19 protein-coding genes are annotated in these 18,648 nt (G+C 69.2%); 13 read left to right on the forward strand and 6 right to left on the reverse strand.

Translation table 11 applies throughout. From position 1 onward, the window contains the following. Positions 1 to 72: 72 nt before the first annotated feature. From ACS5PM_RS02240 to ACS5PM_RS02260, 5 genes are all read left to right on the forward strand, one after another. A complete protein-coding gene (locus ACS5PM_RS02240) occupies positions 73 to 258 on the forward strand; it encodes a hypothetical protein (RefSeq protein ID WP_439384966.1) in 186 nt (61 codons plus the stop codon). Between the two features lie 118 nt (positions 259 to 376). After that, positions 377 to 1,897, forward strand: coding sequence for a circadian clock protein KaiC (gene kaiC, locus ACS5PM_RS02245; RefSeq protein ID WP_439384968.1), 1,521 nt, complete (start codon positions 377 to 379; stop codon positions 1,895 to 1,897). A 5-nt stretch (positions 1,898 to 1,902) separates the two neighbouring features. Then, the gene (locus tag ACS5PM_RS02250) at positions 1,903 to 2,235 is read left to right on the forward strand and encodes a circadian clock KaiB family protein (protein WP_439384970.1); all 333 of its coding nucleotides are present in this window, start codon (positions 1,903 to 1,905) and stop codon (positions 2,233 to 2,235) included. Between the two features lie 67 nt (positions 2,236 to 2,302). Beyond that, entirely contained in the window at positions 2,303 to 2,590 is a 288-nt protein-coding gene (locus tag ACS5PM_RS02255; RefSeq protein WP_439384972.1) for a circadian clock KaiB family protein, read from the forward strand. A 6-nt stretch (positions 2,591 to 2,596) separates the two neighbouring features. After that, on the forward strand, positions 2,597 to 4,282 hold the full coding sequence (locus ACS5PM_RS02260) for a hybrid sensor histidine kinase/response regulator (protein ID WP_439384974.1): 1,686 nt from the start codon (positions 2,597 to 2,599) through the stop codon (positions 4,280 to 4,282). A 13-nt stretch (positions 4,283 to 4,295) separates the two neighbouring features. Here the strand turns inward: ACS5PM_RS02260 and ACS5PM_RS02265 are convergent, their stop codons facing one another. Next, entirely contained in the window at positions 4,296 to 5,198 is a 903-nt protein-coding gene (locus ACS5PM_RS02265) for a YihY/virulence factor BrkB family protein (RefSeq protein WP_439384976.1), read from the reverse strand. Positions 5,199 to 5,234: 36 nt separating this feature from the next. On the opposite strand from ACS5PM_RS02265, the gene ACS5PM_RS02270 reads away from it, so the two are divergent. Continuing rightward, a complete protein-coding gene (locus ACS5PM_RS02270; protein ID WP_439384978.1) occupies positions 5,235 to 5,693 on the forward strand; it encodes a hypothetical protein in 459 nt (152 codons plus the stop codon). A 115-nt stretch (positions 5,694 to 5,808) separates the two neighbouring features. Further along, positions 5,809 to 7,182: a hypothetical protein gene (locus ACS5PM_RS02275; protein ID WP_439384980.1), complete on the forward strand. Its 1,374-nt coding sequence runs from the start codon at positions 5,809 to 5,811 to the stop codon at positions 7,180 to 7,182. Positions 7,183 to 7,223: 41 nt separating this feature from the next. On the opposite strand, the gene ACS5PM_RS02280 is transcribed toward ACS5PM_RS02275, so the two are convergent. The 3 genes from ACS5PM_RS02280 to ACS5PM_RS02290 are packed head-to-tail and all read right to left on the reverse strand — an operon-like array spanning position 7,224 to position 9,955. Further along, on the reverse strand, positions 7,224 to 7,430 hold the full coding sequence (locus tag ACS5PM_RS02280; protein ID WP_439384982.1) for a DUF6494 family protein: 207 nt from the start codon (positions 7,428 to 7,430) through the stop codon (positions 7,224 to 7,226). 22 nt (positions 7,431 to 7,452) lie between these two features. Beyond that, positions 7,453 to 8,220 (reverse strand): Mut7-C RNAse domain-containing protein, encoded by a 768-nt coding sequence (locus ACS5PM_RS02285; RefSeq protein ID WP_439384984.1) that lies wholly within the window; start codon positions 8,218 to 8,220, stop codon positions 7,453 to 7,455. A 37-nt stretch (positions 8,221 to 8,257) separates the two neighbouring features. After that, positions 8,258 to 9,955 (reverse strand): tannase/feruloyl esterase family alpha/beta hydrolase, encoded by a 1,698-nt coding sequence (locus ACS5PM_RS02290; RefSeq protein ID WP_439384986.1) that lies wholly within the window; start codon positions 9,953 to 9,955, stop codon positions 8,258 to 8,260. Between the two features lie 195 nt (positions 9,956 to 10,150). Between ACS5PM_RS02290 and ACS5PM_RS02295 the strand changes: the two genes are divergently transcribed. From ACS5PM_RS02295 to ACS5PM_RS02305, 3 genes are all read left to right on the forward strand, one after another. Then, positions 10,151 to 10,627, forward strand: a complete 477-nt coding sequence (locus ACS5PM_RS02295) for a MarR family winged helix-turn-helix transcriptional regulator (RefSeq protein ID WP_439384988.1) — start codon at positions 10,151 to 10,153, stop codon at positions 10,625 to 10,627. Positions 10,628 to 10,713: 86 nt separating this feature from the next. Next, a complete protein-coding gene (locus ACS5PM_RS02300; protein ID WP_439384990.1) occupies positions 10,714 to 11,700 on the forward strand; it encodes a toll/interleukin-1 receptor domain-containing protein in 987 nt (328 codons plus the stop codon). Positions 11,701 to 11,714: 14 nt separating this feature from the next. Further along, positions 11,715 to 12,404 carry an exonuclease/endonuclease/phosphatase family protein gene (locus tag ACS5PM_RS02305; protein WP_439384992.1) on the forward strand — a complete coding sequence of 230 codons (690 nt, stop codon included), beginning with the start codon at positions 11,715 to 11,717 and terminating at the stop codon, positions 12,402 to 12,404. 17 nt (positions 12,405 to 12,421) lie between these two features. Here the strand turns inward: ACS5PM_RS02305 and ACS5PM_RS02310 are convergent, their stop codons facing one another. Beyond that, positions 12,422 to 13,405: a Bug family tripartite tricarboxylate transporter substrate binding protein gene (locus ACS5PM_RS02310; protein WP_439384994.1), complete on the reverse strand. Its 984-nt coding sequence runs from the start codon at positions 13,403 to 13,405 to the stop codon at positions 12,422 to 12,424. A 114-nt stretch (positions 13,406 to 13,519) separates the two neighbouring features. Next, a complete protein-coding gene (locus ACS5PM_RS02315) occupies positions 13,520 to 14,215 on the reverse strand; it encodes a hypothetical protein (RefSeq protein ID WP_439384996.1) in 696 nt (231 codons plus the stop codon). 273 nt (positions 14,216 to 14,488) lie between these two features. On the opposite strand from ACS5PM_RS02315, the gene ACS5PM_RS02320 reads away from it, so the two are divergent. The 3 genes from ACS5PM_RS02320 (at position 14,489) to ACS5PM_RS02330 (ending at position 18,528) form a co-directional block, all read left to right on the forward strand. Then, positions 14,489 to 15,622 carry a sterol desaturase family protein gene (locus ACS5PM_RS02320; RefSeq protein WP_439384998.1) on the forward strand — a complete coding sequence of 378 codons (1,134 nt, stop codon included), beginning with the start codon at positions 14,489 to 14,491 and terminating at the stop codon, positions 15,620 to 15,622. A 78-nt stretch (positions 15,623 to 15,700) separates the two neighbouring features. Next, positions 15,701 to 17,539: a serine hydrolase gene (locus ACS5PM_RS02325; protein WP_439385000.1), complete on the forward strand. Its 1,839-nt coding sequence runs from the start codon at positions 15,701 to 15,703 to the stop codon at positions 17,537 to 17,539. A 215-nt stretch (positions 17,540 to 17,754) separates the two neighbouring features. After that, entirely contained in the window at positions 17,755 to 18,528 is a 774-nt protein-coding gene (locus tag ACS5PM_RS02330; RefSeq protein WP_439385002.1) for a glutathione S-transferase family protein, read from the forward strand. Positions 18,529 to 18,648: the final 120 nt, after the last annotated feature.

Below are 18,648 nucleotides of genomic sequence, written 5' to 3' on the forward strand. Positions count from 1 at the left end.
CAGCACCCGCTGCGGCGTTTTCCTTTCTGGGAACAGCGCTTGCCGTGACGCCCTGAACCGCAGGAGTACCCCATGGCCAGCCCCGACCCCGCCGCGTCGCCGGCACCCGATGAACCCGCCGTCCCGGACCTGGAGCAACGTCCATCGTCATCCGACCCCGGGCGGGGCGCGCAGCCCACCCACCGCGACAGCGCCGAGGAGCCCGGGCCGGTCGAGAGCGAAGACGACATCCCCACTGAAGACGCGCCGGACGAGTGACCGGCACGTCCCAGGAACGCTGCTTGCCCTTTCCGCCGTCCGGAGGGACACGTTCGGTCATTCACGGACCGTCGTGGCGCCCTGATGGAAATATCTTCCCCAGCGAGGAAGGCAACGCATGCCCAGCACGACCGAAAGGACTGCCCCACCGACGGGGCTGCCCAAGGCCCCGACCGGCATCCAGGGGCTGGACGAGATCACCGGAGGCGGACTGCCGCGCGGCCGGCCCACCCTGGTCTGCGGCAGCGCCGGCTGCGGCAAGACGATGCTCGCCGCCGAGTTCCTCGTGCGCGGCGCGCTGGAGCATGGGGAGCCGGGCGTCTTCATGATGTTCGAGGAAAGCGCCGAAGACCTGCGCCAGAACCTGCGCTCCATCGGCTTCGACCTCGCCGCCCTGCAGGAAGACGGGTTGATCGCGCTGGATCACGTGCACATCGAGCGCAGCGAGATCCAAGAGACCGGCGAGTACGACCTGGAGGGCCTGTTCATCCGGCTGAGCCATGCCATCGACTCGATAGGCGCCAAGCGCGTGGTCCTGGACACCATAGAGGCCCTTTTCGCCGGCCTGCCGAACGAGGCGGTGCTGCGGGCGGAGCTGCGGCGCCTGTTCCGCTGGCTGAAGGACCGTGGCATGACCGCGGTCGTCACCGGCGAGCGAGGCGCCTCGACGCTGACGCGCTACGGTCTCGAAGAGTACGTGGCCGACTGCGTGATCCTGCTGGACCACCGAAGCAGCGAACAGGTGTCGACCCGGCGGCTGCGCATCATCAAGTACCGCGGTTCGGCCCATGGCACCAACGAATACCCTTTCCTGATCAACGAACGCGGCATTTCGGTGCTGCCGGTGACCTCGCTTCGGCTGAACCACGTGGCGCATGACGACCGCGTCTCGACGGGCGTTCCGGCCCTGGACACCATGCTGGGCGGCCAAGGGGTCTACCGGGGCAGCAGCGTGCTGATCTCCGGCTCGCCGGGCACCGGCAAGAGCAGCTTGGCCGCCGCCTTCGTGGACGCGGCCTGCAGCCGAGGGGAACGCGCCCTCTACTTCGCCTACGAGGAATCGGCCAGCCAGCTCTTTCGCAACATGCGTTCGATCGGCTTCGACCTGTCGCGCTGGCAACGCGATGGCGTCCTGAACGTGCATGCCTCGCGGCCCACTCTCCAGGGGCTGGAGCAGCACCTGGTCGAGATGCACGACGTGGTGCAGGAGTTCAAGCCGTCCGTCGTCGTGGTGGATCCCATCAGCAACCTGTCGGTAGACGCCCACGACGAAGCGCTCAAGGCGACGCTGATCCGCCTGATCGACTTCCTCAAGCAGCGGGGCGCGACGGCCATGTTCACCAGCCTCACCAGCGAGACCTCCCTGACGCTGGCGCAGACCGAGATTGGCGTTTCGTCGCTGATGGACACCTGGCTGCTGCTGACCAACCGCGAGGCCAACGGCGAGCGCACCCGCACCCTGCAGGTGGTGAAGTCGCGGGGCATGCCGCATTCCAACCAGGTGCGCGAGTTCCTCATCGGTCCGCGCGGCGTCGAGTTCGTCGACGTCTTCTCGGAAGGCAGCCACGTGCTCACCGGCTTCGCGCGCACGCACGCCCAGCTGCAGCATGAATCCGCCGCCGGCACCGAAAAGGAGTGAGGACGATGGCCAGCGTTCCCTTGCAGACCCCGAATCCGGACACCCGCGTGCCCGGCACGCCTGAATGGCAGCTGAAGCTCTACGTCGCGGGGCAGACGCCCCGCTCCATGGCGGCGCTGACGAACCTGAAGCGCGTGTGCGAGACGCATCTGGCCGGCCGCTACCAGATCGAGGTGGTCGACCTGCTGGTCAACCCGCGCCTGGCGGCCGGCGACCAGATCCTGGCCGTGCCGACCCTCGTGCGCAAGGTGCCGGAGCCGATCCGCAAGATCATCGGCGACCTTTCCAACGAAGAGCGCGTCCTGGTCGGCCTGGACGTGCGGCCGTTCACCTCCTGAGCCATGACTGCGTCATTCCCACCCCCAGCGGTCAAACAACGCGGCAAAGCCCCATTTGCCTGAGAGCATGGACTTGCATCGCCTGCGCCTGTACGTCGTCGGCACCACGCCGGCCTCGTCGCGGGCGATCGTCAACACCCGCCGGTTCTGCGAGGAACACCTCGGCGGCGCCTACAACCTGGACGTGGTCGATCTCTCGCTGGACCCCGCGGCCGCCACGATCGCCAACGTGATCGCCGCGCCTACGCTGGTGAAGGAGTCCCCTCCGCCCGTGCGGCGCTTCGTGGGCGACATGTCCGACACCGCGCGTCTCATGGCCGGATTCGGCCTGGAGCTCTCGCGCGAAGACAGGTGATCCGGCATGCAGGACGGCGAGCGCTTTTCCACCGCGAAGTTCGACCAGTCGGGCCCGGGCGCCGAGATGGAGCGGCTGCGGGTCCGCCTCGCCGAGGCCGAGGACACGCTGCGCGCGATCCGCGCCGGCGAAGTCGAAGCCCTGGTGGTCGACCACCGGCTCTACGTTCTGCAGGACGTCGAATCCCTGGCCAGCCGGCTGCGCAACGACGTGATCGCGCAGATGGACGACGCCGTGATCGCGATCGACAACGACCAGCGGGTGACCTACCTCAACAGCGCCGCAGCCCGCCAGTACGGCGTGCCGGCTTCGGACGCGCTGGGCCGCCCGCTGGCAGCCCTGTATGACTTCCGCTGGCTGGCCGAGGGCGACGCGGACGCCGCCAGCGAGGCCCTGTCGACGACGGGCTCATGGCGGGGCCGCAACCTGCACGTCAAGCGCTCGGGCGAAGCCATCCACGTCGAATCGACCGTCACGGTGATGCGCGACATGCACGGCCAGCCCGCCGGCACCCTGGCCGTCATCCGCGACGTGAGCGAGAGGGTCAAGGCCGAGGCCGCGGTGGCCGACGCCGACCGCCGCAAGGACGAGTTCCTGGCCACGCTGGCCCACGAGCTCCGCAATCCGCTGGCGCCGATCCGCAATGCGCTGGAGATGATGCGGATCGACCCCGACGCGCTCAGGCAGGCGGACGCCCGCGGCATCATCGAACGGCAGCTCGCTCAACTGGTGCACCTGGTGGACGACCTGCTGGACGTCGGGCGCATCAGCCAGGGCAAGGTGGAACTGCGCCGCGAGAGAGTCGACCTGGTCGACGCCGTGAAGGCGGCGCTGGAGACCAGCCGGCCGCTGATCGCGACCGGCCGCCACGAGCTGACTGTGCACCTGCCGCCCCCCGGCGAACTGGTCGTCGAAGCCGACCTGACGCGCCTGACCCAGATCATTGCCAACCTGATGAACAACGCTGCCAAGTACACCCCCGAACGCGGCCGCATCGTCGTCTCGGCCGAACGGGCCGGGCCCGGAGAGGCGCTCATCCAGGTGCGCGATTCCGGCGTGGGCATCCCGTCGGACATGCTGCCCCGGGTCTTCGACCTCTTCGCGCAGGTCGACCGCTCGCTGGACCGCGCCCAGGGCGGCCTGGGCATAGGGCTGGCGCTGGTGCGCAAGCTCGTCGAGATGCATGGCGGCCGCGTGCAGGCCCAGAGCGACGGCGCCAACCGGGGGTCGACCTTCAGCGTCCGGCTGCCCCTGATAAAACCCTCGGGCGAAACGCCCGCGGAGCATTCTCCGGCCGCCTCCAACCTGCAGCCGGGCGAGGACAACGGCGTCGGCGTGCTGGTCGTCGACGACAACGTCGACAGCGCCCAAAGCATGGCTCAGCTGCTGGCGATCCTCGGCTACCGCACCTGGACCGCCCACGACGGCCAGGAGGCCTTGCAGGTCGCCGGCGATCACCGTCCCGATGCCATCGTCCTGGACCTGGGCCTGCCCAAGCTGAGCGGCCTGGACGTGGCGCGCCGCGTGCGGGCCCAGGCCGGCTGGGGAGAACGCGTCCTGCTGATCGCCTTGAGCGGCTGGGGGCAGGACGAGGATCGGGAGAAGACGCGCCAGGCAGGCTTCGATCGGCACTTCGTCAAGCCGGTGGACGTGGACGAACTGATAGGCGTGCTGGGACGCCTGCATCGCTGACCGGCGCGCCGCGTCAGCCGGTCGAGAACGGCCGGGGAGGCTTCTCGGCCCGCGTGACGCCCAGCCGCTCGTACTCGGCGATCACCTGCGCGCCTAGCAGCAACAGGGTGGCGCCGATCTCGAGGCTCAGCAGCACCGCAATGGCGGTGGTGAGCGAGCCATAGACGGCGCCGATCTGCGACAGGGTCGCGAAGTACCAGACCAGCACGCGGCGCGAGACTTCCCAGAGCAGCGCCGCCACCACCGCGCCCAGCAGGGCCTGCCGCCAGGACAGCCGCCCGACCGGCATCACCATGTAGATCGACGCGACCACGAAGACCTCGCCGGCGAAGCCGATCAGGTACAGCAGCACGCCCGACAAGCCCCGCATCGACCAGCCGCGGCCGAGGAACTGCACCTCCTCCTGGCCCATGACCTGCAGGCCACCGGCCACCAATGTCACCACCAGCAGGCCCAGCCCCAGGCACAGGATGTAGCCGTAGGGCATCAGCGCCGAGACCATGAAGTGCCGCCGCCGGATGGCGACCCGGTGGTGGAAGATCACCGACATCGCGTTCTCGAGCACGGTGAAGGCCAGCGAGCTGAAGAACAGCATCGTCGCCAGCAGCACCAGGCCGATCACGCCGCGGTTGGCCAGGAAGCGGGCCAGCTCCGCCACGATGGCCGCCGACTGCCCCGGCACCAGCCATTCGAGGTAGTGCCCCACCGTCTGCAACAGCTCGTCCTGGCCGACCACGTGCGACAGCGCGATCACGGTGATGATCAACAGCGGCACGATGGACAGCAGCGCGTAGTACGCGACCGCACCGGCCAGCAGCAAGCCCTGGTTGGCACGAAAGGCCTTCAGCGTCCGCAGAGCGAAGTGCCACGGGTGGCGCGCCAGCTCGGCGGCCGCGGCGGTGGTGGGGTAGTGCATCGTGGCTCGCATTGGATCTCAGCAGCAGCAAGCACCATGCCGAAGCCGTCCTTCCACGTTCGAGACCTGGCGATCGCCTGGCTGGTGGCCACCGTCTTCAGTGGGGCGCCCTCCACCTTGCTGGCCCTGGCCACCGGCGGCGACCCCGCCCAGGCCACGTTCGCGGCGGGGCGCATGCTGGTCGATTCGGCCTCGCCGGTCGTGCTGTGTGCCGCGGCCGCGCTCGTGCATCCCGCCATCTCCGCCTTCTGGACCTTCGTGGCCGCCCTGGCGCTGCCGGCCCGCCACATCATTGCCGGGGCGATCGCGTTCGCGGCCGCCGTCGGGCTGCTGGACCTGCTTCTGATCGCTCCCCGCTGGTTCCCGGAGGTGGCTTCCCTCGCCTTCTGGCCGCAGATGGCGGACCACCTGATGTGGGGCGCCTGCCTCGGCGGCACGTTGCATGCCCTGGCCTCACGCCGCGCCTGTCGCCCGGTGGATACGGGTAAGTACTGAGGCCGTGCGGACGGGGTAGCCGCTCTGTCGAGCACTGCAGGCTTTGCGCCGGATCAACACGGCGCGGGCCCGACAGAGCGATGTTCCATTCATCCATCACGCAAGGCTGTACCTCATGAACCGCGACCTCGCCCGTTCCTCGCTCCGACCGGCCCTCGCGGCCGCCCTGCTGGCCCTGGTGGCCACCGCTGCTCCGGCCGCCACCTGGTACACCGTGAAGGACCTGGGCACGCTGCCGGGCGACACCGACAGCATCGCCACCGGCCTGAACAACCACGGGGACGTGGTCGGCTGGAGCAACGGGCCCAACGGCTACCGCGGCTTCGTCTACACCTCGGCCGGCGGCATGGTGCCGCTGCAGGGCCTGGCGGACCGGCCCCGCGCCTTCCCGCGGGACATCAACGACTTCGGCGACATCGTCGGGACGGCCGACAAGGGCGGCGTGGACCTCGGCCACGCGGTGCGCTGGCGCGGCGGCGTGCCGCAGGACCTGGGCACCCTGCCCGTCGGCCCCTACAGCGCCGGCTGGGGCATCAACAACGCGGGCGACGTGGCCGGCTCTTCCTGGACGCAGGTCAACGGCATCAACCTCGAGCACGCCTTCGTCTACACCGACGCCACCGGCATGGTCGACCTCACGCCCGGCGGCACCGACTCGTATGCCCATGACATCAACGACGCCGGCCAGGTCACCGGCTATCGCCTCGTCGGCGGCTACCACGCGTTCCGCTGGCAGGGCGGCGCGTTCCAGGACCTCGGCGTCCTGCCGGGCATGGCCCACAGCTTCGGCTTCGCGATCGAGCCCGGCGGCGCCGTGGCCGGGAGTTCTTCGAGCGCGAGCGGCAACAGCGAGCGCGTCATGCGCTACACCGATGCGAACGGCATGCAGGACCTGGGCGGCACCGGCGAGCACAACCAGGCCTGGGGCATCAACGCCTCGCTCACCGTCGTGGGCCAGCTCGGCAACTCCGCCGCCCGGGCCTTCGTCCACACCGATGCCGAGGGCCTGCGCAACCTGAACGACCTGATCGACAAGTCGCGCGGCTGGGTGCTGCAGACCGCCTTCGACGTCAACGACAGCGGCCAGATCGTCGGCCGGGGCTTCAACAACTTCGACGGCAACACGCATGCGGTGCTGCTGACCCCGACGACCAGGAAGCCGCCCGAGTGCACCGAGCGCTGCCTGCGCTCCAAGCGCATCGACCTCAAGGGCCAGTTCAGCGGCGGCCAGGCCCATGTCACCGGCAAGGTGCTGGTGAAGGACGAGAACGGCACGCCCATCCCCGAGGCCATGGTCACGGTCACCTGGACTCCGCCGGTCGGTGCCCCGTACAACCAGTTCGCCTGGACCAATGCCAAGGGCCTGGCGCCCATAGACACCACGGGCGCAGCCGGCACGTACGAGGCCGAGGTCATCGGCATCTACAAGAGCCTCTACACCTTCAACCCGAAGAAGAGCGTGCTGACGGCGACCGTGACCGTGCCCTGACCCCGGCGGGGGCCTGCGCGCCAGCCGTGGCGGCGCCCCCGCTATTCCAGCTGCAGCTCGCCGCCGAAGGTGACCTCGAGGTCCAGGCCCTCGATGTGCAGCGTCATCGTCAGCGGGAAGGTCTCGCTGCCGGTGATGGCGCCGGCGGCGACGGCCTGGCGCACCGCCCGCTCGATCTCGTGCTGCGAGCTCACGCCCACGGTCTTCAGGAACTTGCGGATGCTCTGGTTGAAGATCTCGTCGTCCATGGTCGGCAGTCTCCGGCTGGGGTCAGGAACGGGCGGGATGGGGTACCACGCTGCCGATCATGCCTTCCATCCGCCGCCAGTGCGAGCCCTCCCAGTAGACGCGGCCACAGCCGTCGCAGGCGGCGAATCGGTGGTGGCGCTCGAGCACCCCGGGGGGCACCCTGGAATCGACCTCCTCGGCTGAGGCGCAACGCAAGAGCGCGTTGCAGACCAGGCACCGCGTGAAGGGGCGCATCGATCCGGTGAGGTCGAGCCGGTCGACGACCTCTCGCAGCTGTTCCGGCGGATGCAGCGCGCGCACGTAGCAACCGTGGGTGACCTCGCGGCGCTTGAGAAGGCCGCGGTCGCGTGTCAGCACGATGCGGCCCTCTTCGGCACACAGTCGCGCGATCTCGCGATCGTCGAAGTGGTTGTCGTAAAGCGTGTCGAAGCCGGCCAGGCGGAGCAGCCGGGCCAGGCCACCCATGTGGGCATCGGCCACGAAGCGCGTCTCGCGAAGCGCACGCTCGCGCACCCGCAGCAGCGGCGTGATGTCGAAGGCCTCGAACTTCGGATAGACCGCGACGCGTTCCCCATCGGCCAGCAGGTGGTCGAAGCCCACCGACTCGCCATCGACGAGCACCAGCTCGACCTCGGTGTGCGGCACGCCCAGGGCCTCGATCATGTGCTTGACCGTCGCCGCCTGAGCGATGGGGCAGCTGAACGTCCGCCGGCGCCGCGCGGACGGCAGGAAGTCGTTCAGCTCCTCGTAGAAGCGGAAGCTCGCGGTGGGCCCGACACCGGCATCCATGGCGCCAGTTTGCGCCCGGCCCACCGCTGGCGAGCCGCTATTGGCAGCTGAAGTTCTCGGCCAGCTCCTGGCTGCCGTTGCCCAGGTAGCGTGCCACCTTGGGGTAGGCGCAAAGCGGGCGGCTGCGCAGAGGCGACCAGGTGGCCGGGACGTCGGCGTTCGCGCCGCCGGGGTTGCCGGTTCCGCGCACGTTGGCCAGCACCTGGTCCGGCGCCTCGCCGCGTTCCACCCAGGCCACCAGCGGCTTGAGCATGTCGAACTGGTCCGTGGCCGGGCCGCCGGCGCAGTGGTTCATGCCGGGCACGCGGTAGAAGCGGGCGAAGTTGCTCGCGTCGCCGCTGTTGGCCGTGCGCAGGTTCTCGTAGAAGGTGGTCGTGTCGTCGCTGGAGAAGATCGGGTCCGCCGTGCCGTGGTAGATCATCATCTTGGCGCCGCGGTTCTTCAGCTTGCCGAGGTCGCTGGGGTTCGGCGGGGTCATGAACGACAGGCCGGACTCGGTGTAGGTCGCGTCGGTGGCGTTCACCTTCGCGAGCATGGTGTCCACGTTGCCCGTCAGCGCGAAGGTCGGGCCGGAGAAGGTGGCCGGGTCTTCCGGCGGCACCTGCCAGATCAGGCCCACGGCGCCCGAATCGAGGATCAGCGGCGCGGTGAACTTCCAGAACGACCAGCCGTTGGTGGCCAGCCCGTTGTCGTAGGGGAAGCTGTTGTAGATCGTTGCCCCGGTGCTGGTGGTGGCCCCCGCGAAGAGCTTGGCGATGCCGGTCTTCTGGGCCGCCGACAGGCAGGTGCCGTCGCGCTCGCCGCTGCAGGTGGGCACGTCGCGGTCCAGGCTGAAGGCGGCCTGGCAGGCCGTGGTGTCCTGCACCAGGCCGTCCGTGGCGCCGTCGAGCGCATCGCACTTGGCCAGCACGGCGTTGGAGACCAGCGTGCGCTCGGCCACGGTGAAGCCGGTGCCGAGGTCGGCCGGATTGGTGGCGAGCGTGGCGTAGGTCTGCGCGCCGGCGATGTTGGCGATGGCGGCCTTGGGCAGGTTGAAGCCGGGGTCGCCGACGAGGTAGCCGTCGTACTGGTCGGCGATGCGCGCCGCCGTCACCATGGTGTGGCGCCCGCCGTTGGAGCAGCCGCCGATGTAGGAGCGGTCCGGGTTGCGGCCGTAGGCCACCTTGATGACCGCCTTCGCCATGGGCGTGAGCTTGGCCACGGCTTGATAGCCATAGTTCAGGCGGGCCTGCGGGTCGATGCCGAAGAAGGGCCCCATGGAGCCGGCGTGGCCGGCGTCGGAGCTGATCACCGCGAAGCCCATGTTGAGCGCGTTGTCCAGCCCGCCACCCCCGTTGACGGCACCGGTGGCGGGAACGACGTTGCCGTCGATGCCGCCGTTGGCCTGGTAGAAGAAGCGCCCGTTCCAGGCCAGCGGCATGCGCATCTCGAAGCCGATGGCGTAGCTGTTGCCATCCACGTCGCTGACACGCTGCTCCATCGTTCCTACCACCCGGCAATGCGCGCCCACCGGCGTGCCCGCGACCGTCAGCGTTCCGGCACTTACTTCTTCAACCGAAGTAAATGTCGTATCAGAAAAGCTCAGCCTGGTGGCCAGGCCGGCGCAGTCGGCCAGCGTGCCCGGCTGGGCCTCGCCCAGTTGAGGCAGGCCTTTGTCGTCATCACCGCCGCCGCACGCCACGAGGGCAGCGACAGCACATATTCCCGCGACGGGAACCAGGATGGAGGGGCGCATGAGATGTCTCCTTTCACCGGCCGGCAGGAGCCGTCCGGAGGCTGTTGATCAGTACCGACTTTATTTAATCTACTTAATCACTTGCCTAGGGATAGCCCGTATCCGGACCGCCAGCAAATGCGGCATCGCCACTTTGCTTGATCCCCTCACGGGGGGCGGGCCGGAACCGGCCCTGGGACGCTCACAATGCGCGCCATGCCGCCTTCACCACGACCGAAAACACCCGCTGGCCACCTCGTCGAATCCGGCCTGCAGCACATCCTCGGCTACCAGATCGCGCAGGCGGCCATCACCACCGACTCGGTGTTCCGCCAGCGGGCGGGCGATCCCCTGGGGCTGCGGCGGGTGGAATACACGATCCTCATGCTGATCCGCGAGAACCCGGCCTGCACGTCCGGGCGCCTGGTGAGGGCGCTCGACGTGACCGCTCCCAACATCACCATGTGGATAGACAAGCTGGAACAGCGCGGCCTGGTGCGCCGCGCGCAAAGCGCGTCGGACCGGCGGGCCAACCATCTCGAGCTCACGGCCGAGGGCGAGTCCCTCGCCCAGGAGGCCACGCGGCGCCTGATCGAAGGCGAGGCGGAGATCCTGGCAGCCCGGCTGACCCCGGGCGAGCGCGGGATCCTGCTGGAGTTGCTGCACAAGGTGGCGCTGTGCCGCGCCGCCTGAGCGACTCCCGGCAAGAAGGGAGTGCCGCCCGGCACTTGCTGAGGTAGCCTGCCGGCGCGAGTGGAAACTCCCGGGAGGTCTTCCGCATGGGCGCCATCTTCATCAGCTACCGCCGCAGTGATGCGGAAGGCCAGGCCGGCCGGCTGTTCAAGGATCTTCAGGAGCGCTTCGGCCCCGAAGCCGTGTTCATGGATGTCGTCGACATCGAGCCCGGGCGCGACTTCCGCCGCGTGATCGACCAGCAGGTGTCCCACTGCGGCGTGCTGCTCGCGCTGATCGGTCCGCGCTGGCTGGAGGCGGCCGACGACAAGGGCCAGCGCCGCCTGGACGACGCTGGAGACTACGTTCGGCTGGAGACCGCGGCCGCCCTGAAGCGGGACATCCCCGTCGTGCCGGTGCTCGTGCAGGGAGCCCGCATGCCCTCTGCGGGTCAGTTGCCGGCCGACGTCTCCGACCTGGCCTATCGCAACGCCGTGGAGCTCACGCACGCGCGCTGGGACTCCGACGTCGAGGTGCTGGCACGCGCGCTGGAGCCCCACGTGACGGACCGCGCTGCCGGGCGGCAGGGCGCGCCAGTCCCCCGGCCCGAGCCGGACGCCGGCCAGGCCGGGAGGGCGGTTCGATGGCCGTGGATTGCCGGCCCTCTCGTGCTCCTCGCCATGGCGGGCGGATGGTTCGCCTATGAACGCAGTCGCCAGGCGGCCGGCGGGGCCACGCTGCCGCCCCAGCGCGTGAGCTTCCAGGGGCGCGTCCCGGGGTTGGACCCCTGCAACGGCCAACGATTCCGCACCACCGGCACCACTTCGCTCACGGTCACCGGCAACGCCCAGGGCGGCGTCGTGGTCGAGGAGCAGTACGAAGGTTCGGGCTCCGGCTACACCGTGCGCTTCTCCGGCCGCAAGAGCTTCGACCAGCGGGCGGCCTTCTACGACATCCCCATTCGCGGCGAATGGAACGGGCCCGACGGCAGCCGCTTCGAGACCCACGCCGTCGATCGCATCCTCACCGGCCCCGACGGCGCCCCGACCGGCGACGCCTTCCAGTCGGACAACTCCCGCTGCCTGAGCCGATAGACGCGACGACGGCCATGCGCATCGTCACCTGGAACTGCTGCCGCGGCCCTTTCGACAAGAAGCTGGCCGCGCTGGAGCGACTGCGACCCGACCTGGCGGTGATCGCCGAAGCGCTGGCGCCGCCGGAGCAGACCGACCAGGTGCGCTGGTTTCCCTCCAACGCGTCGCGCCTGGGCATCCAGGTCCGCGCCTTCAACGGGCTGCGGCTCGCGCGGCTGAGAAAGCCCGCCGCCGACCTGCCCAACTGCGTGGCGCCGCTGCGGGTCACCGGCGGCCCGGTCGACTTCAACCTGCTGGCGGTGTGGACCTGGCCCGCGCCCAGCTACACCAAGGCCTTCCTCAACGGCTTGGCCGCCTATGCCCGGCTGCTGCAGCGCGGGCCCACCATCGTGGCCGGCGACTTCAACGGCAATCCGGTGTTCGACAAGCCGGGCGCCCGGATGAAATGGTGGACGCTGGGCTTCGATCAATTGCATGCCGCCGGTCTCGTCAGCGCCTACCACCGGCACCACGCCGTGCCCTACGGGCGTGAAGAGCATGCCACCCACCACTTCCTGCGCAGGCCGGAGCGGCCCTTCCACATCGACTTCTGCTTCGTGCCCCAGGCGTGGGCCGAGCGAAGGCTGGCGGTGCAGATCCCAAGGGACGAACCCTGGCAGGCGCTCAGCGACCACTTCCCGCTGGTGGTGGACACCGAGGCGTGAGGCCCTGCGCCGGGCTCTCAGCTGCGCAGCTTCAGCATGTGCGCCACGACCCCCGCGATGCTGCTGTCGATCTCCAGGGACTGGGCGAACGCGGTGCCGCTCAGCAAGGCGGGCATCCAGTCCTTGTCCTTGAGCGTCTGGCTCCAGGGCGCAGACTCCGCCGCGCCAAGAACGATGGACCGCAGGACGGACTTCTGCACGTCGGTGATGCCTGCGGGGCAGAAGACGCCGCGCCAATTGGCCAGCTCGATCGGCAGGGCCTGCTCGCTCAGCGAGGGGATGCCATGCAGCGAACGCGCGGACGAGACGGCCAGCGGCACCAGCCGCTTCGCGTCGATCTCGGCCTTCAGCTCGCTGTACCCCGAGATCAGGACCTGGGCCTTGCCAGCCTCCAGCAGCGCGATCGACTCCTTGGCCGCCGTCATCGGCAGGTACTGCAGCTCATTGGTGTCCAGCTTCAGCTGCCGCACCACCATGCCCGCCAGCATGTGGTCAACCCCGCCCAGCGAACCGCCGGTGAAGGTGACGCTCGCGACCTTCTGCTGCAACTGGGCGTTCATCGCCTTCAGGTTGGCAAAGGGACTCTTCGGCAGCGCCACGATCGCCAGGTAGTCGTTGGTCAGCCTGGCCAGGGGCGTGACCTGGGCCAGCGTCACCTTGGGCGCCGACGCGGCGATGGCGCCCACCATCACCATGCCGCCGATCATCAGGGCCGCAGGGTCGTGGTCGAAGCGCTCGACGAAATCCGCGAGTCCTATCGTGCCGCCCTTGCCGCCCTTGTTTTCATAGTCGACCTTGGGCACCAGGCCGGCCGCCTGGATCGCCTCGCCCAGCGCGCGACCGGTCTGGTCCCATCCGCCACCGGCGCCGCCGGGAATGTAGATGCGAAGCGCCGGCAGCAGCGGCGCGGCCGGCCGGGCGGCGTTCGGAGCGGTCCAGGCCCGGCCGGCCAGGCTGCCCAGCGCTGCACTGAGAAGCAGGTGACGACGATTCAGCTTCATGACCCATCCGCGGCAAGAACTCGATGGCCGAGGATGCCAGCCGCCTCCCCCGGCCTAAGCGCCGGGTCCAGGGTTCATCCGGACTTATTGCACGCTCAGATCTGCGCCGTTGCCTCAGCCGCCGGGTGCCGAATCCGAATCGACCGGGCCGCGGCTGGGCTCGGGCATGGAACGCCGGGACGAGACGGGCCGCTGCCGCTCATTCCCCCAGCGCCCAGCCCACCAACAGGGCGACGCCGACAGCCCCCAGCGCCGGGACGACCATCGGCCGCTTGGCATAGGCGTGACCGTGCGCATCGACCAGTTGCTTGCTTCGCTGCTGCATGGACAGGAAGTACCAGAACACCGTGGCATGGCCGTCGCGATGCTCGCGCGAAACACCACGAAAAGGCCCGGGTTGAGGCGATGCGCGACGAACACGGCCATCACGGTCAACACCGCCATCGCTGCCAGCCACGCGGCATCGCGCCGCTGGGCCCCGCGATCGCCGGCCGCCAACGAGTTGGCCAGTTGAAGGCTGGCGCCGAAGACCGGGGTCAGGGCAAAGCTCCACACCGTGGCGCGATCCGGGCTGAACACCGCCGCGGCCAGCGGTCGCGTCGTCGGCGCTGGCGCCTTGTCGCCGTCGTCCAGCTCGAAGGCGCCCGCGCGAAATTCGGCAATCGCCTGCCGCGCCGCAGCGGCCTGGCTCGCCGGCACCAATACCCTCACGCCACCGATCGTCTGAGCCAGCAGCATTTGCGCCTGGGCCAGGTTCGCGTCCGTGACGGTGGGCGCGAGTCCGCAGGCCTCGAGCACGTTCTTCAGCAAGTGCGCCTCGGTGGGCGTGGCGCAGCTGGCCACGCGAACGAAATCGCCCTCGCCAGGCATGGCCTGGTCTTGCATTGGATGTCCCTCCCCTCGAAGAGGAACCAGTCTAGAACCGGTCCACGCCCGCGCGCCGGCGGGCCCCGCCAAAGCGCCCCGCAGCGAGACACAGTCCGCAGTTTGCGAGCGCCGCTGGGCGCCATTGCGCCTGGGCACCGGCCTGGCGGCTGTCGATAATCGCCGCCTCATCATCACGCACCGCCTGGGAGGGCAGGAATGGACGAGCTGAACAAACTCACGCGGCTGAGCCAGTCGCACGGGGCCCTGCGGCCGGGCAAGGGAATGGTCTCGGGGGTGATAGCGCTGGGGCTGGCGATCCTGTGCTTCCTGGGCGTGCTCGCCTTTCACTGGCCGGAGTATCTGACGACACCGCAGCTGCGCCAGGCCTACAAGGTGGACGTCGTCCGCCAGCTGATGTTCTGGTCGCTGGTGCTGTCCGGCGCCATCGCCCTGTTCAACATCATCCGCGGCCGGGCCCGCTGGCTGGCCTTCGCCACCTTCGCGCTCATCGGCGTGTCGCTCGCGTTCGGCGGGCACAAGGTGCCGGTGGACAGCGACTTCCCCGACCACACGCCATACATCGGACTGGACTGGTTCATCCTCGACCTGCTCGGCTCGACGCTGATCTTCGTCTTCATCGAGAAGCTGTTCGCGCTTCGCAAGGAGCAGCCGGTCTTCCGGGCCGAATGGCAGACCGACTTCCAGCACTTCGTCGTCAACCACATGCTCGTCGGCTTCGTGCTGCTGGCGACGAACCTGCTGGTGCACAAGCTGTTCGGCTGGGCGGCCAACGACGGCGTGCGCGGCTGGGTGCAGCAGCTGAACTTCTGGGTGGCGCTGTTCCTGATCGTGCTGGTGGCCGACCTGGTGCAGTACTGGACGCACCGTGCCTACCATGAGGTGCCGGTGCTGTGGCGCCTGCATGCCGTGCACCACAGCGTCAAGAGCATGGACTGGCTCGCGGGCAGCCGCCAGCACATCCTCGAGCTCATCATCACCCGCACGCTGGTGCTGGCACCGATCTACCTGCTGGGCTTCAGCAAGGACGTGATCGATGCCTACATCATCGTCGTCGGCTTCCAGGCGGTGTTCAACCACGCCAACGTGAGCGTTCGACTGGGGCCGCTGCGCTACCTGGTCGTCACGCCCAACTTCCACCACTGGCACCACTCGCAGGACACCGAGGCGATCGACAAGAACTACGCCGCCCACTTCGCCTTTCTCGACCACCTCTTCGGCACTGCCGTGAAATCGGATCGCGAATGGCCGGCGCACTACGGCGTGCTGGGCGACTACGTGCCGGACGGCTTCTTCAAGCAGGTCGCCTTCCCGTTCGTGTGGAAGGGCTGAGCGAGGCGCCAGTGAATTCATGAGGTCGGCCAGGGCAGGCGCATGGGCAACCCAGGTCATGGTCGATACGGGCGCACGGTGAATCCACTGGTGAGCCTGGCGGGCATGGCGATGTGGCTGCTCGCGGCCTGTGGCGCGGCGGCCGCCGCGCCCGCATCGCCTGAATTTCCCATCACCGTGGCCGGGCTGCGGCTGGAAGCGCTCGTGCGAAGTATCAACGAGGGCGATGCCCGGTCACTGGAGCGCCTTGCCGCCGAAAGCTTCGCGCAGGCCGAGCAGGATCCGGCCTTTGCCGCCGGCCAGGCGGACCAGCTGCATCGGCTCTTCGAGCTCACCGGGGGACTGTCACTGCGGCGCATCGAGGCGTCCGACACCGCGACCCTGCAGGTGCTGGCGCAAGCCAAGGCGACCGCCGCCTGGTACCGCCTCTCGCTCTTCGCCACCGCCGCGCCTCCTGAATTCACCCGAGCGGCCCCGCCCTACAAGATCGTCGGTTTCGGTGTCGACGCGGTGACCGCCCCGCCGGCGCTGGCCGACTCAGCCGTCGACGACAAGCAGCTGCGCGAGCGGCTGGACCGGCTCCTGGCCCAGCTGGTCCGCCGTGGGGGCTTCGCCGGCGTGGTGCAAGTGCAAAGAGGCGAACGCACGCTCTACGCGCGGGCGTTCGGCGAAGCAGACCGCGAGGCTCGCGTGCCGAACGGGCTGAATACCCGGTTCAACCTCGCCTCGATCACCAAGATGTTCACGGCGGTCGCCATCGGCCAGCTGGTCGAGGCGGGAAAGCTCCAGCTGACCGACCCGGTGGGCCGTTGGCTGCCGGAACTGGCGGGTTCCGAGCTGGGACAGCGCGTCACCGTGCACCATCTGCTGTCGCATACGTCCGGCGTCGTCGGGGCCCGCGAGGCCATCGAGAAGGGACTGGAGCCGCCGAGCGAGGCCACCACCCTCGCGCAGATGGCGGCACCGTTCGTCGGCGCTCCGCTGTCGTTCCACCCGGGGCAGCAGTTCGACTACAGCAATGCGGGCTACGTCCTCCTGGGCGCCATCATCGAGCGCGCGGCCGGCGAGACCTACCACGCCTACGTCCAGCGGCACGTCTTCGACGCTGCCGGGATGCGAGAGACCGGATTCTTCATGCGGCCGGGTCGGCATCCGGGCCGGATGGCGGTCGGCTACAAAGACGGCCCGGGCCATCAACGGGTGCCCAACACCGCCGATCTCCCGCTGATCGGCACGCCGGCGCATATGGCGTTCTCCACGGCCGGCGACATGGCACGTTTCGCCGCTGCCCTGTATCGGGGGCAGCTCCTGCGAGCCGAGCTGCTCGATCGCTTCTGGACGGGCGTGACCGAGCAGCCCGACGGGGTCGAATACGGTTACGGCGCCCGCATCGAGCAGCAGGACGGGCGACGCATCGTGTGGCACGGCGGCGGAGCACCGGGTGCGACCAACCGGTTCGAGATGGTCCCGGCGGAAGGCCTGACGATCGTGGTGTTGTCGAATGTCGACTCCGAGCCCGCGATCATCGCGAACAAGCTGCGGGAGTGGCTGTCTCCAAAGGATGCAGCGGTCTTGCCCGCCTCGTCGAAGCCGCCGGACCTGGTACTTTCGATGACCCAGGTCGAAGCGACGACGAGCGCCCGCACCGGCACCACCCTCGAGGTGCAGGTCTCGAACCGGGGCGGCACCGCCCATGCGGCCCTGGTCGATGTCGAGATCAAGGACCAGGCCGGTCGCAAGGTGGAGCAGCAGATCGTCGCCGACCAGCGCCTGGGTGCCGGGCAGACGCGGATCTTCCGCTTCGAGTGGACGCCGGACTCCCCGGGCCGATACCGCGTCGACGCCGGCATCTTCGGCCCCGGTTGGAGCAAGAAGCTGCTGTTCGTCGAGGGGCTGGCGACGATCGAGGTGCGCTAGCCGTCCAGCCCGCTAGCTTTTCGAAAGGCTCTGGATGAGCGCGAGGATGTTCCCTTCGCTGTCCCTGAACCATGCCGCCTTGGCGCCGCCGGCGATCACGGCGTCCCCGGCAGTGCCCTCCCCGGCCGCGGCAATTCGCCTTCGGGGGCCGAAGTGCGGAAGTCCCGTCTACAGTCGTGCCCTGCCGGCCACGAGACGGCCGTTGGGAGACCCGATTGACCTTCGAATACGTCAGCGTCGAACAGGCCTTGCAGCGTCCCGGCCTGCGCATGGTGGTGGTGGGCGGCGTGCCCAGCCCCTGGGGCGAGGCGGCCAAGGGCCTCTTCCACGTCAAGCGACTCGACTGGACCGCCGTGCGCCTGGACTACGCCAGCGACGCCCTGAAGCAGTGGACCGGCGGCCGCCGCGATGGCCCGGTGGCCCTCCTCGATGACGAGCCACCTCGCCACGCCTGGGACCAGATCCTGCTGCTTGCCGAGCGCCTGGCGCCCGAGCCCCCGCTGCTGCCGCGGAATGCCGTCGATCGCGCGCTCGCGATGGGCCTGGCGCATGAGATCTGTGGGGAAGGCGGGTTGGGATGGACGCGGCGGCTGCAGCTGGTGCACGCGGGCCTGCAAGGCACCGGCGGCTTCCCGCCCAAGGTGGCCGCCTACCTGGCGAAGAAGTACGGCTACCGCCCCGAAGACGCGCCGGGCTACGGCCCGCGTGTCATCGAGCTGCTCGGGATGCTGAGCACCAGGCTGCGGGACCAGCAGGCCGCGGGCAGCCGCTACTACGTCGGCAGCACCCTGAGCGCAGTGGACATCTACGCGGCCACGTGCCTGGCGTTGTTCAGCCCGCTGCCGGACGAACTTTGCGTCATGGATCCCGCGACGCGCGCCGCCTTCGAGACCCTGGACGAGCCGACCCGGCAGGCGCTGGCGCCCGAGCTCCTGGCCCACCGGGACAGGATGTATGCCGACCACCTGGCGTGTCCGCTGTCGCTCTGACCGGGCGGGACGGCGAGCCCGGCAGCCCGCAGCAAGGTCTTTGTCCGGAGAGCCAAAGGCCACTCGGGTAGCATGGGTCGGGTAGACATGTGCAAGACCTTCGATTCGCAGGTCTCTTCT

It is taken from the genome of Ideonella flava (assembly GCF_051857595.1).
Lineage (GTDB): Bacteria > Pseudomonadota > Gammaproteobacteria > Burkholderiales > Burkholderiaceae_C > Ideonella.